15 protein-coding genes are annotated in these 14,473 nt (G+C 65.4%); 8 read left to right on the top strand and 7 right to left on the bottom strand.

What is annotated here, in order from left to right; all coding sequences use genetic code 11:
• Positions 1–46: 46 nt before the first annotated feature.
• Positions 47–1,036 carry an Hsp33 family molecular chaperone HslO gene (locus ACI3EV_RS02230; RefSeq protein WP_329771889.1) on the bottom strand — a complete coding sequence of 330 codons (990 nt, stop codon included), beginning with the start codon at positions 1,034–1,036 and terminating at the stop codon, positions 47–49.
• A 59-nt stretch (positions 1,037–1,095) separates the two neighbouring features.
• Positions 1,096–1,620: a gamma carbonic anhydrase family protein gene (locus ACI3EV_RS02225; RefSeq protein ID WP_329771890.1), complete on the bottom strand. Its 525-nt coding sequence runs from the start codon at positions 1,618–1,620 to the stop codon at positions 1,096–1,098.
• A gap of 54 nt (positions 1,621–1,674) precedes the next feature.
• Between ACI3EV_RS02225 and ACI3EV_RS02220 the strand changes: the two genes are divergently transcribed.
• Entirely contained in the window at positions 1,675–2,511 is an 837-nt protein-coding gene (locus ACI3EV_RS02220) for a ferritin-like domain-containing protein (RefSeq protein ID WP_329771892.1), read from the top strand.
• A gap of 30 nt (positions 2,512–2,541) precedes the next feature.
• Positions 2,542–3,342, top strand: a complete 801-nt coding sequence (locus ACI3EV_RS02215) for a crotonase/enoyl-CoA hydratase family protein (protein ID WP_329771894.1) — start codon at positions 2,542–2,544, stop codon at positions 3,340–3,342.
• Between the two features lie 14 nt (positions 3,343–3,356).
• On the opposite strand, the gene xerD is transcribed toward ACI3EV_RS02215, so the two are convergent.
• Positions 3,357–4,307 carry a site-specific tyrosine recombinase XerD gene (gene xerD, locus ACI3EV_RS02210; RefSeq protein WP_329771896.1) on the bottom strand — a complete coding sequence of 317 codons (951 nt, stop codon included), beginning with the start codon at positions 4,305–4,307 and terminating at the stop codon, positions 3,357–3,359.
• Positions 4,308–4,423: 116 nt separating this feature from the next.
• Between xerD and ACI3EV_RS02205 the strand changes: the two genes are divergently transcribed.
• Positions 4,424–5,221, top strand: a complete 798-nt coding sequence (locus ACI3EV_RS02205; RefSeq protein WP_337691666.1) for a methyltransferase domain-containing protein — start codon at positions 4,424–4,426, stop codon at positions 5,219–5,221.
• On the opposite strand, the gene queG is transcribed toward ACI3EV_RS02205, so the two are convergent.
• Positions 5,218–6,309 (bottom strand): tRNA epoxyqueuosine(34) reductase QueG, encoded by a 1,092-nt coding sequence (gene queG, locus ACI3EV_RS02200; RefSeq protein WP_405198020.1) that lies wholly within the window; start codon positions 6,307–6,309, stop codon positions 5,218–5,220. The two genes, ACI3EV_RS02205 and queG, sit on opposite strands and share 4 nt — an antisense overlap.
• A gap of 55 nt (positions 6,310–6,364) precedes the next feature.
• Here queG and tsaE point away from each other — a divergent pair, with 55 nt between their 5' ends.
• A complete protein-coding gene (gene tsaE, locus ACI3EV_RS02195; RefSeq protein ID WP_329771899.1) occupies positions 6,365–6,850 on the top strand; it encodes a tRNA (adenosine(37)-N6)-threonylcarbamoyltransferase complex ATPase subunit type 1 TsaE in 486 nt (161 codons plus the stop codon).
• Complete coding sequence (locus ACI3EV_RS02190) at positions 6,847–8,295, top strand: N-acetylmuramoyl-L-alanine amidase (RefSeq protein WP_329771901.1); 1,449 nt, start codon at positions 6,847–6,849, stop codon at positions 8,293–8,295. The genes tsaE and ACI3EV_RS02190 overlap by 4 nt, the downstream gene beginning before the upstream one ends.
• Positions 8,296–8,314: 19 nt before the next feature.
• On the opposite strand, the gene menA is transcribed toward ACI3EV_RS02190, so the two are convergent.
• Both menA and ACI3EV_RS02180 read right to left on the bottom strand, forming a co-directional pair.
• On the bottom strand, positions 8,315–9,244 hold the full coding sequence (gene menA, locus ACI3EV_RS02185; RefSeq protein WP_337691669.1) for a 1,4-dihydroxy-2-naphthoate octaprenyltransferase: 930 nt from the start codon (positions 9,242–9,244) through the stop codon (positions 8,315–8,317).
• 30 nt (positions 9,245–9,274) lie between these two features.
• Entirely contained in the window at positions 9,275–10,624 is a 1,350-nt protein-coding gene (locus ACI3EV_RS02180; protein WP_337691671.1) for a ferric reductase-like transmembrane domain-containing protein, read from the bottom strand.
• A gap of 146 nt (positions 10,625–10,770) precedes the next feature.
• Here ACI3EV_RS02180 and ACI3EV_RS02175 point away from each other — a divergent pair, with 146 nt between their 5' ends.
• The 3 genes from ACI3EV_RS02175 to groL all read left to right on the top strand — a co-directional run bounded on the left by ACI3EV_RS02175 (position 10,771) and on the right by groL (position 13,583).
• Positions 10,771–11,382 carry a C40 family peptidase gene (locus ACI3EV_RS02175; RefSeq protein ID WP_329771906.1) on the top strand — a complete coding sequence of 204 codons (612 nt, stop codon included), beginning with the start codon at positions 10,771–10,773 and terminating at the stop codon, positions 11,380–11,382.
• Between the two features lie 215 nt (positions 11,383–11,597).
• Complete coding sequence (gene groES, locus ACI3EV_RS02170; RefSeq protein ID WP_329771907.1) at positions 11,598–11,888, top strand: co-chaperone GroES; 291 nt, start codon at positions 11,598–11,600, stop codon at positions 11,886–11,888.
• Positions 11,889–11,945: 57 nt separating this feature from the next.
• Positions 11,946–13,583, top strand: coding sequence for a chaperonin GroEL (groL, locus tag ACI3EV_RS02165; RefSeq protein ID WP_337691674.1), 1,638 nt, complete (start codon positions 11,946–11,948; stop codon positions 13,581–13,583).
• A 95-nt stretch (positions 13,584–13,678) separates the two neighbouring features.
• On the opposite strand, the gene ACI3EV_RS02160 is transcribed toward groL, so the two are convergent.
• The gene (locus ACI3EV_RS02160; RefSeq protein WP_337691676.1) at positions 13,679–14,341 is read right to left on the bottom strand and encodes a toprim domain-containing protein; all 663 of its coding nucleotides are present in this window, start codon (positions 14,339–14,341) and stop codon (positions 13,679–13,681) included.
• Between the last annotated feature and the right edge of the window lie 132 nt (positions 14,342–14,473).

Here is a 14,473-nt window from a genome sequence, read left to right as displayed (position 1 = left end):
GAAAAAATCCCGCCTATGCGGGATTTTTTCTTGCCGTGGCAAGGACTTACTGCAGCTTGTCGCTGGCCGGCGGCTGTTGCGCAGCCGAGGTGAACAGCTGCGCCACCTCGACCTTGTCGAAATGGTACTGCTGGCCACAGAACTCACAGCCGACCTCGATCTCGCCGTGGTCCTCGAGGATGCTCTCGGCCTCCTCCTGGCCCAGCGTACGCACCATGTTGGCGACGCGCTGCTGGCTGCAGGTGCAGGCAAAGTGCGGTACCGGATCGGTCTCGGCCGGCACGAAGCGCAGCAGCTTCTCGTTCCAGAACAGGCGGTGCAGGATGGTGTCCAGGTCCAGCTCCAGCAACTCTTCTTCCTTCAGGCTTTGCGCCAGCGTGGCGATATGGTTGTAGCTCTCGTCGGCTTCGGCGCGGGCTTCATCGCTAGGCGCGGCGGTGCTGCCAGCCAGGTTGGCCTCGCCTTCCAGCGGCAGGCGCTGGATCAGCAGGCCGGCGGCGACCTGCTCGTTGGCGGCCAGTACCAGCGTGGTGTCCAGCTGTTCGCTCTGGCGCATGTAGTGGCGCAGCATGTCGGCGACGCGCGCAAACGGCTGGCCGGTGCTGTCCTTGAGCGGCACCACGCCCTGGTAGGGTTGCTGCCCCGGCAGGCGGTCGCGCGGGTCCAGCGTGATCGCGCACTGGCCCTGGCCGTGCAGGTTGACCAGTTCGGTCATGCCGGCATCTTCCGCCACCTCGCCAACGATGCTGGCGGTGGCGCGCAGGCCCAGGCTGGGCTGCACTTCGGCCACGGCCACCTTGACCGGGCCATCACCCTGCACCTGCAGGATCAGCGCGCCGTTGAACTTGATATTGGACTGCATCAGCATGGCGGCGGCCGTCATCTCGCCAAGCAGGTGGTTGACGGAGGCCGGATACGGACCGCTCTGGGTATTGGCGGCGCGGCGCTGCACCACCTCTTGCCAGGCATCGGTCAGGCGCACGGCCACGCCGCGCACCGGAATGCCGTCAAACAGGAATTTCTGGATCTGGGACATGGTTGTTCTCGTGAAACGGCCCGGCGCAGCTGGCCAGGCCCAGATTGTCCAGATGGGGTTCAGCCGATCTTCTTCAAGCCTTGGCGATAACGGCTGGCGTTGCCGATATAGTGCTGCGCGCTCTGGCGCAGGCCTTCGATCTGCTCGGGCGTGAGCTGGCGCACCACCTTGGCCGGGCTGCCCAGGATCATGCTGCCATCGGGGAACTCCTTGCCTTCCGTCACCAGCGCACCAGCGCCGACCAGGCAGTTCTTGCCGATTTTTGCGCCATTGAGCACCACGGCACCAATGCCGATCAGGCTCTCGTCGCCAATCGTGCAGCCGTGCAGCATCACCATGTGGCCGACCGTGACGTGACGGCCGATGGTCAGCGGCACGCCTTCATCGGTATGCAGCACGCTGCCGTCCTGGATATTGCTGCCTTCGCCGATAGTGATCGGGTCGTTGTCGCCGCGCAGCGTGCAGTTGAACCAGATATTCACGTCAGCCGCCAGATGCACATCGCCCATGACCTGGGCGGAATCGGCTACCCAGGCGCTGTCAGCCACCTGGGGGGTCTTGTCGTCGAGTTGGTAAAGGGCCATGCTGGTCTGTCTCCGGTCAAAAACGGGGCGGCGGCGCGCGCCTACAATGTTTCCATGAGTGTACGACAAGCCGCCCGCGCCGCCCTGAGCCTGACCGATCCTGCCGCCAAGGTGGCTGCCACCCATGCCGTCTGGCAGCAGGCGCAGGACGCCGATCTGGCCACGGAAGCCAGCCTGTCCGCCGAGGCGCTGATCGCGCTGGAGCCGGCACCGATTCCCGGCCGTCCGGACCAGCCGGAACTGGTGCATCCGAAAGACGTGGCACAGCGCAGCGTGCATACGCCAGCTGGCCGTGCCGCGCTGCTGCACGCAGTGGTGCATATCGAATTCAACGCCATCAACCTGGCACTTGATGCAGTCTGGCGCTTCAGTGGCATGCCCGAAGGCTTTTACCTGGACTGGCTGCGCGTGGCGCGCGAGGAAGCCGAGCACTTCACCATGCTGCACGAGCACCTGCAGCAGATGGGCTGGCAGTACGGCGATTTTGTCGCGCACGATGGCCTGTGGACGATGTGCGAGAAGACCGCCGATGACATCGTGGCGCGCATGGCGCTGGTACCGCGCACGCTGGAGGCGCGCGGGCTGGATGCCACGCCGCTGATCCAGCAGCGCCTGCGTGCGATCAACGCCGACGATGCGCAGGTCACGGCGAATCTGCTCGATACCATCCTGCGGGACGAGATCGGCCATGTGGCGATCGGCAACCACTGGTACCGCTGGCTGTGTGCGCGCTACGAACTGGAGCCGGTCTCGCACTATGGCGAGCTGGTGCACCAGTACGCGGCACCACGCCTGAAGCCACCCTTCAACGAGGCAGCGCGCAAGCAGGCCGGCTTCAGCCAGGAAGAGCTGGACTACCTGCTGGGCATGGGCGTGCAACAGGCACAATAGAAAGATCACAAGACCTATCAGGAGACCCCGATGAACGACGCACTGCTCTACGAACAGGATGGTGCCATCGTCACGCTGACGATGAACCGCCCCGACATGCGCAACCCGATTTCCGAGCCGGACATGATCGAGGCCTTCGAGGATGCGGTACTGCGCATCAACCGCGATGCCAGCGTGCGCGTGGTGATCCTGACTGGCGCTGGCAGCGCGTTTTCCTCCGGCGGCAACGTCAAGCACATGCGGGATCGTGAAGGCATGTTCGGCGGTTCGCCGGCACAGATCCGCAACGGCTATCGCCACGGCATCCAGCGCATTCCGCGTGCTCTGTGGGAGCTGGAGGTGCCGGCGATTGCCGCCGTCAACGGCCCGGCCATCGGCGCTGGTTGCGACCTGACCTGCATGTGCGATATCCGCATCGCCTCCACCAGGGCCCAGTTTGCCGAGAGCTTTGCCAAGATCGGCATCATCCCCGGCGACGGCGGTGCCTGGCTGCTGCCACGCGTGGTCGGCATGTCACGCGCCAGCGAAATGGCGTTTACCGGCGAACCGATAGATGCGCAGACCGCACTGGCCTGGGGTCTGGTGTCGCGCGTGGTGGAGCCAGAGCAGCTGCTGGACAGCGCGCGCCAGCTGGCGCAGCGCATTGCCGTGAACCCGCCGCAGGCGGTGCGCATGAGCAAGCGCCTGCTGCGCGAGGGCCAGCACATGCGCCTCGACAGCCTGCTGGAACTGTCGGCCGCGATGCAGGCGCTGGCGCACCACACGCAGGACCACGCCGAAGCGGTCAACGCAATGCTGGAAAAGCGCCCCGGCAGCTACACCGGCGAATAAGCCGGCACGCCAGTTCAGCCACGCGGATGGTGCTGCGCCACCATCTGCTTCAGGCGTTCGCGCGCCACATGCGTGTAAATCGTGGTGGTGCTGATATCGGCATGGCCGAGCAGCAGTTGTACCGAACGCAAGTCCGCGCCATGGTTGAGCAAATGCGTGGCAAAGGCATGGCGCAGGGTGTGCGGTGACAGCGGCGTGGTGATGCCGGCCTGTTGCGCATACTTTTTCACCAGATGCCAGAACATGGCGCGCGTCATCGCCTCGCCGGGGTGCGCGCCGCGAATCGTCACGAACACGGCATCGGTCTGATGGCCCTTGAGCAGCGCCGGGCGCGCCTGTTCCAGGTAGCGCTGCAACCAGTCATGCGCCACATCACCAAACGGCACCAGCCGTTCCTTGTCGCCCTTGCCGGTGATGCGCAGCACGCGCTCGCTCGGGCTGATATGGAACAGGCGCAGATCGACCAGCTCGCTGACGCGCAGGCCGCTGGCGTACATCAGTTCCAGCATGGCGCGATCGCGCTGGCCAAGCTCGGTATCCCCATCCGGCGCGGCCAGCAAGGCCTCGACCTGGGCTTCGCTCAGCGTCTGCGGCACGCGTGCCGGCTGGCGCGCCGCCTGCAGCCGCAGCGTCGGATCTTCCGCCAGGCGCTGCTCGCGCACCGCCCAGCGGTAGAAACGCTTGAGCACGGTCAGCTTGCGGTTGGCACTGGTGGCCTTGCCGCCCTGGCCCTGCACGCCGCCGCTGCTGAAGAGATAGCCCTGGTAGAGCTGGATATCCATTTCCAGCGCCTGCAGCAAGCTGCGCGGCGGTGTCTGCTGCGCCAGCCAGCGCACGAACAGTGCCAGATCGCTGCGGTAAGCGGCCAGCGTGTTGCGGCTCAGGCCGTCTTCGAGCCAGAGGGCATCAAGGAAGGCGTCGATCTCGTCAGGGGCGCGGACAGGAAGCGTGTCGGTATCGGACATGCCGCCATTATCCGGGCAGCCGGCGCCAGTGCCGATAGCTGCCCTCGCCAGATACGTGTACTGCCGGCATCGGCCTGGCGTAAGCTGGCAGGCATCATCTTTCAGGAGCTTCCAGCATGTCCCAGCCACACGCCAGCCACGACGATGTCGTGCAGCAGCAGTACCAGCCCCGCGCCCAGGCCTACGCCAGCAGCGCCGTCCATGCCGCCGGCCCGGATCTGGCGCGCGCCAGCGAACTGGTCGTCTCCCTGGCGGCTGCCGATGCCGGCTGGCAGGTGCTCGATGCCGGCTGTGGTGGCGGCCATCTCGGTTTTGCGCTGGCTGCGCTGCCGCCCATCGCGCAGGTCTGTGCGCTGGATCCGACCCCGGCCATGCTGGAGGTGGTGCAGCAGGGCGCAATTGAGCGCGGATTGGCGCAGCGCCTGCACACGCTGCAAGGCCATGCCGGCGCGCTGCCGTTTGCCGATGCCCACTTCGATCTGGTCGCCAGCCGCTACAGCGCCCACCATTGGCGCGACCTGGAGGCTGGCCTGGCCGATCTGGTGCGTGTGCTGCGTCCGGGCGGCTACCTGCTGATGATCGACACGCTGGGACACGAGGACGTGCTGTGCCATGTGCACAGCCAGACCATGGAACTGCTGCGCGATGCCTCGCATGTCTGCAACCGTTCGATCCCGGAATGGCGGCAGCTGCTGCAAGCCGCCGGCGTCGACATCCTGCATGAGCAGGCCTGGCCGCTACGACTGGAGTTTGCCTCCTGGATTGCACGCATGCAGACTCCGCCCGATCGCGCCCAGGCGGTACGCGCCGTGCTGCAACAGGCACCGGCCGAAGTGCGCGATGCCCTGCTGGCCGAGGCCGATGGCAGCTTCACGCTGCAGACCGGCCTCTGGCTGGCCCGCAAGCCGGTCTAGCCCTGCGCCAGCGCCCAGGCCACGTGCTCGCGCACCAGCGCCTCCGGATGTCCGGCATGCCGTTGCAAGGCCGTTCGGATCGCATCAGCCTGGCCGGCATCGGCCACGCGCAGCGCATTGCCCAGTGCCACGGCAATATTGCGCAGCCAGCGCACATGGCCGATGCGGCGGATCGGGCTGCCTTCGGTACAGCGCAGGAAGGTGGCCTCGTCCCATTGCCAGAGCTGCAGCAGCTGCGCACTGCCGAGGCCATGGCGTTCGTCAAAATCCGGCAGCGCCTGGCGCCGGGCAAACTTGTTCCAGGGGCAGATCAGCTGGCAGTCATCACAGCCGTAGATACGGTTGCCCAGCAGCGGCCGCAGTTCCAGCGGGATCGGGCCATCGTGCTCGATCGTCAGGTAGGAAATGCAGCGGCGCGCATCGAGCCGGTACGGCGCGATGATGGCCTGGGTCGGGCAGATGTCGATGCAGGCGCGGCACTGGCCGCAGTGGCCGGTTTCCGGCTCGGTCAGCGGCAGCGCCAGATCGATATAGATTTCGCCGAGGAAGAACATGGAGCCGGCCTCGCGGTTCAGCGTCAGCGTGTGCTTGCCGCGCCAGCCCTGGCCGCTGCGGCTGGCCAGCTCGACCTCGAGCACCGGGGCGGAATCGGTAAACACGCGGTGGCCGAACGGTCCGAGTACGCCCGCCATGGCATCGGCCAGCTTCTGCAGGCGCTGACGCAGCACCTTGTGGTAATCACGGCCACGGGCGTAGAGCGATACCACCGCTTCGCCGGGCTGCTGCAGCCGGGCCAGTTCATGCTCGCGCCAGTCTTCCGGCGTCGCGCCGGGCAGATAATCCATGCGCGCCGTGATCACGCGCACCGTGCCCGGCACCAGCTCGGCCGGGCGCGCGCGCTTCAGGCCATGGCTTTCCATGTAGTGCATGCTGCCGTGAAAGCCCTGCTTGAGCCAGGCCAGCAGCCCCGGCTCGGCGCTGGACAGGTCGACATCGGCCACGCCCAGTCGGGAAAAGCCGAGCGCGGTCGCCTGCTGCTGCAGGATCGACCATAATGTTTCCGGACTGGGGGGCGTCTGCTGTTCCACGATTCCTGTTTCCAACCTGCTGCCGGCGGCCCGCGGCCAGCCCCATGCAGCTGTGATGACACTGATGATTGTAAAAAACCTGACCTGGCCTGACGAATCGGCTACCCAGGAGTTTGCCAGCCGGCTGGCCGCTTACTGGCAACAGCATCCGGACAGCGCCGATCTGCTGGTGCTGCTGCACGGTGACCTTGGCGCCGGCAAGACGACGCTGGTACGCCATCTGCTGCGCGGCCTGGGCGTGGCGGGCCGCATCAAGAGCCCGACGTATGCGCTGGTGGAGCCATATGTAACCCCCTGTGTGCAAGTGTGGCATTTTGATTTTTACCGCTTTGCCGACCCGCAAGAATGGGAAGATGCAGGGTTACGCGACATTTTCGCCACGCCGGGCCTGAAACTGGTCGAGTGGCCGGACAAGGCCGGGGACCTGCTGCCGCAGCCCGACTGGATCATCCGGCTCAGCTCCGATGTGGATGAAGTGCGCCATCTCACCCTGGAAGCCCTGACGCCGCGTGGCGTCACCCTGATGCAGGAAGCGACATGATCCAACGCAGGACGATCATCCAGAGCGCCGGACTGATGCTGGCAGGCATCTCCGGCAGTGTGCGCGCCGCCAATATCGTGGCCGTGCGCGCCTGGCCCGCCCCCGAATACAGCCGAATCACGCTGGAATCCGACCAGCCGCTGCAGTACACCCAGACCCTGATCCAGAATCCGCACCGGCTGGCTGTCGATATCACCGGCGTTCCACTCACGCAGGAGCTGCGCGACCTGGTCAGCAAGGTGCCGCCGGACGATCCGAATATCGGCGGTATCCGTGTCGGCCAGTACGATACCAACACGGTGCGTATCGTGGTCGACCTGAAGCAGCAAGTCACGGCGCAGGTGTTCACGCTGAACCCGGTTGCGGCCTACCAGAACCGCCTGGTGTTCGACCTCTACCCGGGCCAGGCCAAGGCGGTGGATCCGCTGGAACAGCTGATTGCCGAATACACGCGCGATCCCGGCGCGCCGACGCCCACTGCTCCGGCACCAGCTCCGGCGGCCCCCACCCTGCCGCCGCCGTTCCAGAGCGCCGCGGCCGGCAGCAGCGATCCGCTGGCCGATCTGATTGCACGCCGCTCCACCAGCATGGCAGCGCTGTCCCCGGCGCCGGCCAGCCCGCCGCGTATCACCGTCGCGCCCGAACGTCCGGTGCCGTCCAGGCCGATCCCGCGTCCGGAACCAGCCCCCATGGCGCCGGCCGTGCGTACCGCCAGCCGCACCGACCGCCTGATCATCGTCGCACTCGATCCCGGCCATGGCGGCGAGGATCCCGGCGCCATCGGCCCGGGCGGCACCTACGAGAAAACCATCGTGCTTGCAATTGCGCGCAAGCTGCGCGACCGCATCAACCGCAGCAGCGTCAACGGCAGCCCGATGCGCGCCTTCCTGACGCGTGACGGCGACTATTTCGTGCCGCTGAACACGCGCGTGCAGAAGGCACGCCAGGTACAGGCCGACCTGTTCATCAGCATCCACGCCGATGCCTTCATCACGCCACAGGCGAATGGCTCCAGCGTCTACGCGCTCAGCACCACCGGCGCCAGCAGCAGTGCCGCACGCTGGCTCGCCAACAAGGAAAACAATGCCGACCTGGTCGGCGGCCTGAACGTGCGCAGCCGCGATGCCACCGTGCAGCGTGCCCTGCTCGACATGAGTACCACCGCACAAATCCGTGACAGCCTGTCGCTGGGCGGTGCATTGCTGGGCGAAATCGGCAAGATCAACCGCCTGCACAAGCCCAAGGTGCAACAGGCGGGTTTTGCCGTGCTGAAGGCGCCGGACATTCCCAGCGTGCTAGTGGAAACTGCCTTTATCAGCAATCCGGGTGAAGAGCGCAAGCTGGCCAGCGGCTCGCACCAGAACGTGCTGGCCGATTCGCTGATGCAGGGCATCCAGCGTTATTTCCGCCAGAACCCGCCGCTGGCGCGCAGCCGTACGGTCTGAGCCGGCCGGCTGCCCCAGCTCAATCGAGCATCAGCGCCAGCACCCAGAGCACGGTAAACGCCAGTTGGAGGTGCGCCGTGCGCGCCAGCAGCCAGTTGTGGCGCCGGCTGGGCTCCCAGGTCGCCATGCGCCAGGCCAGCACCAGGGCCAATGGAAGTGTCAGGTGTGGCAGCGCATGGACCCAGTTACGTGCCTGCGAAGCCGCCAGCAGGTAGGGCACGGCCAGCATGGCAGCGTAAATCATGCGGCTGGCCGTCAGGCCAATGCGCACCGACAGTGTGTCCTTGCCGGCCAGCGCGTCCGATGCCGCATCGCGCGTGTTGTTGACCAGCATCACGGCCGAGGCAAAGGCGCCCATCATGTGACCCAGGATCCAGATCTGCCGGCTCAGCGTGCCGGTCTGCAGATAGTAGCTGCCCAGCACCGCGGCCAGCCCGAAAAACACCCAGACAAACACCTCGCCCAGCGGCCCGTGCGAGATCGGCGCCGGCCCCATGGTGTAGGCCCAGCCACAGAACAGCGCCACCAGCCCGAGGATCACGATCGGCCAGCCGCCGATCCAGGCCAGATACATGCCAAGTGCAAAAGCCAGCAGCAGACAGCCCAGACCGGCCCGCTTGACCTGGCGCGCGCTCAGCCAGCCCTTGGCCACGGCACGATCCGGCCCGAGGCGCTGGCCGCGGTCAATGCCGCTTTCGTAATCACCGGCATCGTTGAGCAGGTTGGTGGCAATCTGGATCAGCACCGCCGCCAGGAAGGTGACGATGGCCACATCCCAGTGCAGCATGCCGAGCTGGTGCCAGGCCAGGGTACAGGCCGCCAGGACGCCGGACAGCGTCACGCTCAGCGTATGCGGGCGGGCGGCCAGCAGCCAGGCCACGGCGGGAGAAGGAGCTGGTCGCGCCGGAGGGCGGTCTGCGGCGTCGAAACTGTCAGCGTTTTGCGTCATGCTCCGGATTGTAGGCAATCCGGAATCCGCTCATCGCATCGCGAATAGTTCCTGATGGAATTGATCTGCCGGCAGGCCATGCGCGCACAGGTCCTGGCGCAGCGCATCGGCAAACCCGGTCGGGCCGCAGAACCAGACACTGGCGGTCTGCCAGTCGGGCACCAGCTGGCGCAGGCGCGCGCCGGTCAGATAGCCATCGCGCTTGTCCACCATCACATGCAGGCGCACACCGGCGGCATCGGCATTGTCGCGCAGCAACTGCAGCGCCTCGCCATCGTCATGCGCGACCGGGTGGAACAGGTCGACCGCCTCATGCTGCACGCCGCTCTCCTGCTGCATCTGCTGCATGCGTGCGATGAAGGGCGTGATACCGATACCGGCACCGATCCAGATCTGGCGGCCACGGCCCCCGTTGAAGGTGAAGCGACCGTACGGACCTTCCACCGTGACCGGCATGCCCGGCTTGAGCACCTCGTGCAGCGTGCTGGTGTGATCGCCCAGCGCCTTGGTCACGAACAGGATCTCGCGCTGCTGCGGATCCCAGCTCGAGGCCATGGTGTACGGATGGGCGCGCTCGGAACTGCCGATCACGTTGACAAAGGCAAACTGTCCAGCCTGGTGACCCGGCCAGCCCTGCTCCAGCCGCACCCGGGTGGCCAGGATATGCAGATCGGGAAAATAGCGCAGATGGCTAATCTTGCCAGGGACCTGGCGGCTGGCACCGACCCGGCCCAGCAGCACCAGCACCGCCGCCACGCTGCCCGCCACGACCAGCAGCGCCATCACCCAGCCAATCGGCTGCGTCCAGTAATCGAACTTCATCAGCACCAGCGTGTGCCAGCACAGCACCAGATAGGTGATTGCCAGGATCTTGTGCGTCTTGATGAACAGGCGGTACGGGAAGCGCTTGACCAGCGCCAGCACCATCAGGATCAGCGCCGCGTAGAACGCCCATTCGCCCAGGGTCTCAGCCAGACCGCGCTGCGTGCGCAGCCAGGCCTCGATCCCTTGCAATGGCCCGCCCGGGCCGCTACCGCTGCCCCCGGCCGGCCGCTCCAGCCAGCCCCAGCCGACCATCCACTTGGTGCCCTTGGCCCACCACCAGTGCAGCACGCTGGTCACCAGCGCAGCAATACCCAGCCACTTGTGCAGGCGGTACATCTTGTCCAGGCCATCCAGCGCCGATTCCAGCCAAGCCGGACGCAGCGCCAGCCACATGCACAAGGCCATGCTGCTTATGGCCAGCACACCGCTGTACTGCACGAAGACGTTGCGGAACGGGAAATAGCCAAATGGCTGCGGCCACAGGGAATCGGCCATCAGCCACAGCCCTGTCAGACCCAGCAAGATGCCCCACAGGGCGGCCCGTATTCTGCGCATGGAAACCTCACTTTCATTAGGGATATTTCCATGGTAGCCGCCGAATCTTAAGACTGACTGATGGAACAGTACTACCTTGGTAGGATACAGGGCACTGGACGGCATCTGCCAGCAGTGGTAAATTGCTTGAAAATCAGGAACTTGCCATGCATTCTTGCACCAGAGCCACAGACATTGCCGATCCCGATCCGCTGCGCCGCCAGGCCATGGCGCTGCTGCCCCTGCTGGCCGCCACTGCGCTGCTGGCCGGCTGTGGCTCCAGCCCCAGGACAGGCAGCCGACAGGCGCGCCGCCCTGCCCCCGCCCCTACAGGCGGCCAGTTGCGCACGCGCTACCCGCAACTGGCAGCCAGCCGGCCGGTCCTGCTCGATCCGCGCCTGCGCGAAGCCGCCGTCGCCAGCGCCCTGATGACGGTCAACACGCCCTACCGCTACGGCGGCAATACGCCGGAAGGCGGCTTTGACTGCAGCGGGCTGGTGCAATACGTGTTCAACAGCATCGGTGGCCAGCGCCTGCCGCGTAGCACGCGCCAGTGGGCCGAAGGCAGCACGCCGCTGGAGCTGTCGCGGCTACAGCGCGGCGACCTGCTGTTCTTCAATACCAGCGGTGCCTCGTTCTCGCACATGGGCATCCATATCGGCAACCACCAGTTCGTGCACGCGCCGTCCACCGGCGGCACGGTGCGCACCGACAGCCTCTACAACCGCTATTTCGCACCGCGTTTTGACGGCGCACGCAGCGTGTTCCAGCGCGCCTGAAACCGGCCAAATCCTGCGGCGCAACAGGAATTTGCCGCTCGGCTCTTGAAATCCTGCCGGACACCCTTATCATTAGCACTCATCAGGGCAGAGTGCTAACAACGCCCTGTGCCAGCCTCGCGGCTGGTCTGCCTCAGGCATTCCACTGGCACCTTCCACAGGTGCCAGTGCCCATTTTTCAATCTGAACTCAACCAGTTCTCAAAGGAGATCCTCATGAAACTGCGTCCCATCGCCGATCGCGTGATCGTCAAGCGTCTGGAAAACGAAACCAAGACTGCCTCCGGCATCGTCATCCCCGACAACGCCGCCGAGAAGCCCGACCAGGGTGAAGTGCTGGCCGTGGGCCCGGGCAAGAGCAACGACAAGGGCGAAGTCAAGGCCCTGTCCGTGAAAGTGGGCGACCGCGTCCTGTTCGGCAAGTACAGTGGCCAGACCGTGAAGCTGAACGGCGAAGAACTGCTGGTCATGAAGGAAGACGACCTGTTCGCCGTCGTCGAGCAGTAATCGTTTCCATCCCCTTCTGAACATTCATTCAAGACAAAGAACACTGGAGAAATTCACATGGCAGCTAAAGACGTAGTATTTGGCAATGACGCACGCGCCCGCATGGTTGAAGGCGTGAACATCCTGGCCAACGCGGTCAAGACCACCCTGGGCCCGAAGGGTCGCAACGTGGTGCTGGAGCGCTCCTTCGGCGCCCCCACCGTGACCAAGGACGGCGTGTCCGTGGCCAAGGAAATCGAGCTGAAGGACAAGCTGCAGAACATGGGCGCGCAAATGGTCAAGGAAGTCGCTTCCAAGACCTCCGACAACGCTGGTGACGGTACCACCACCGCCACCGTGCTGGCCCAGGCCATCGTGCGCGAAGGCATGAAGTACGTGGCCGCCGGCATGAACCCGATGGACCTGAAGCGCGGTATCGACAAGGCCGTTGCCGCCCTGGTCGAGCAGCTGAAGGGCGCTTCCAAGCCCACCACCACCTCCAAGGAAATCGCCCAGGTCGGTTCCATTTCCGCCAACTCCGACGAATCCATCGGCCAGATCATCGCTGAAGCCATGGACAAGGTTGGCAAGGAAGGCGTGATCACCGTGGAAGACGGCAAGTCCCTGCAGAACGAGCTGGACGTGGTGGAAGGCATGCAGTTCGACCGCGGCTACCTGTCTCCCTACTTCATCAACAACCCGGAAAAGCAGATCGCCCTGCTGGAAAACCCCTTCGTGCTGCTGTTCGACAAGAAGATCAGCAACATCCGCGACCTGCTGCCCGTGCTGGAAGCGGTCGCCAAGGCTGGTCGCCCGCTGCTGATCATCGCTGAAGACGTCGATGGCGAAGCGCTGGCTACGCTGGTGGTGAACACCATCCGTGGCATCCTGAAGGTCGTGGCCGTCAAGGCACCGGGCTTCGGTGACCGCCGCAAGGCCATGCTGGAAGACATCGCCATCCTGACCGGTGGCAAGGTGATCGCCGAGGAAGTGGGCCTGTCCCTGGAGAAAGTCACGCTGGCCGACCTGGGCCAGGCCAAGACGATCGAAGTGGGCAAGGAAAACACCACCATCATCGACGGCGCTGGCGCTGCTGCCGACATCGAGGCACGCGTCAAGCAGATCCGCATCCAGATCGAGGAAGCCACCTCTGACTACGACCGCGAGAAGCTGCAGGAACGCGTGGCCAAGCTGGCCGGCGGCGTGGCCGTGATCAAGGTCGGTGCTGCTACCGAAGTCGAAATGAAGGAAAAGAAGGCCCGCGTGGAAGACGCGCTGCACGCGACCCGCGCTGCCGTGGAAGAAGGCATCGTGGCTGGCGGTGGCGTGGCCCTGCTGCGCGCCCGCGCCGGTGTTGGCGAGATCAAGACCGAGAACCTGGACCAGGAAGCTGGCGTCAAGCTGGTGTTCAAGGCCATCGAAGCCCCGCTGCGCGAAATCGTGGCCAACGCCGGTGACGAACCGAGCGTGGTGGTGAACAAGGTGCTGGAAGGCTCTGGCAACTTCGGCTTCAACGCGGCCAACCACACCTATGGCGACATGATCGAAATGGGTATCCTGGACCCGACCAAGGTGACCCGCACCGCGCTGCAGAACGCTGCTTCCGTGGCCAGCCTGATGCTGACCACCGAGTGCATGGTGGCCGAGCTGCCGAAGGAAGATGCTCCGGCCATGCCGGACATGGGCGGCATGGGTGGCATGGGCGGCATGATGTAATCAGCCCCTTGCCTCCGGCGGCAGGCTCCGGCCTGCTGCCAGCAAGACCCGCAACCCGCAGTGGCACACGCCCTGCGGGTTTTTTCATGGGCGCTTCAGCTGCCGCCAAACACCTCGATCACCTGGCGCAGGTCGGACTGCGTGACCACGCTGGCCTGGCGCGTGGCAGGATCGACACAGCTCTGATGCAGCAGCTCGGGCGGCAGGCTGCCCAGGCCGCGGTAGCCGTGACGCATGCGCAATACCAGGCCCTGCTGCTCGCGATGTTGCTGCAGTTCACGTGCATGCGCGGGCGTATAGGCGTGGTGAAAGCTGATCTCGCCGCTATCGGCATCGAGCATTTCCAGCGACGCCATGGGCGCACGCACCATCCACACGCGCCCCCGCGTGAGCAGATCCGGCTGCCAGCGCCACAGGTAGAGCAGCAGCAAGGCACCAATGTGGATGCCATCGGCATCGGGATCGAGCAGCAGCAGCAGGCGTTCGTAGCGCGCTGCTTCGCCCTGCTGCACGGCATCGGGCAGGCCTAGCGCATCGGCCAGTTGCTGGTAGAGCGGACTCGCCCGCACCCTCGCCTCGGAAGCCTGCCAGGCATTCAGCGGCTTGCCTTGCAAGGGCAGCACGCCCTGCGTCGGCACGTGGCGCACCGCCGCAACCGAACGGGCGGCCGATTCGCCCTCGACGATCAGCAGTTCGGTGCCGCTGCCGCGCTGTGTGCTGTCCTGCAGCCTGGCGCTGCTCTGGCCCTTGTAGTACATGGCAATCGTCCGCTGTAGGGATCTGTAGCAATATCCATACGATTCCTTACTTGCCTGCTGCATCCGGAACCGCATCTGTACAGCAAGGGCGCTGCAGGCGCAGCGCCATCCCCATTGTGACGCAGACAAGGA

This window comes from Allobrachymonas wangyanguii (assembly GCF_045055315.1).
GTDB classification, from domain to species: Bacteria; Pseudomonadota; Gammaproteobacteria; order Burkholderiales; family Burkholderiaceae_C; genus Brachymonas; species Brachymonas wangyanguii.
Note: the sequence above shows the minus strand (reverse complement) of the source record. Positions and strands in the feature narration are given on the sequence as shown.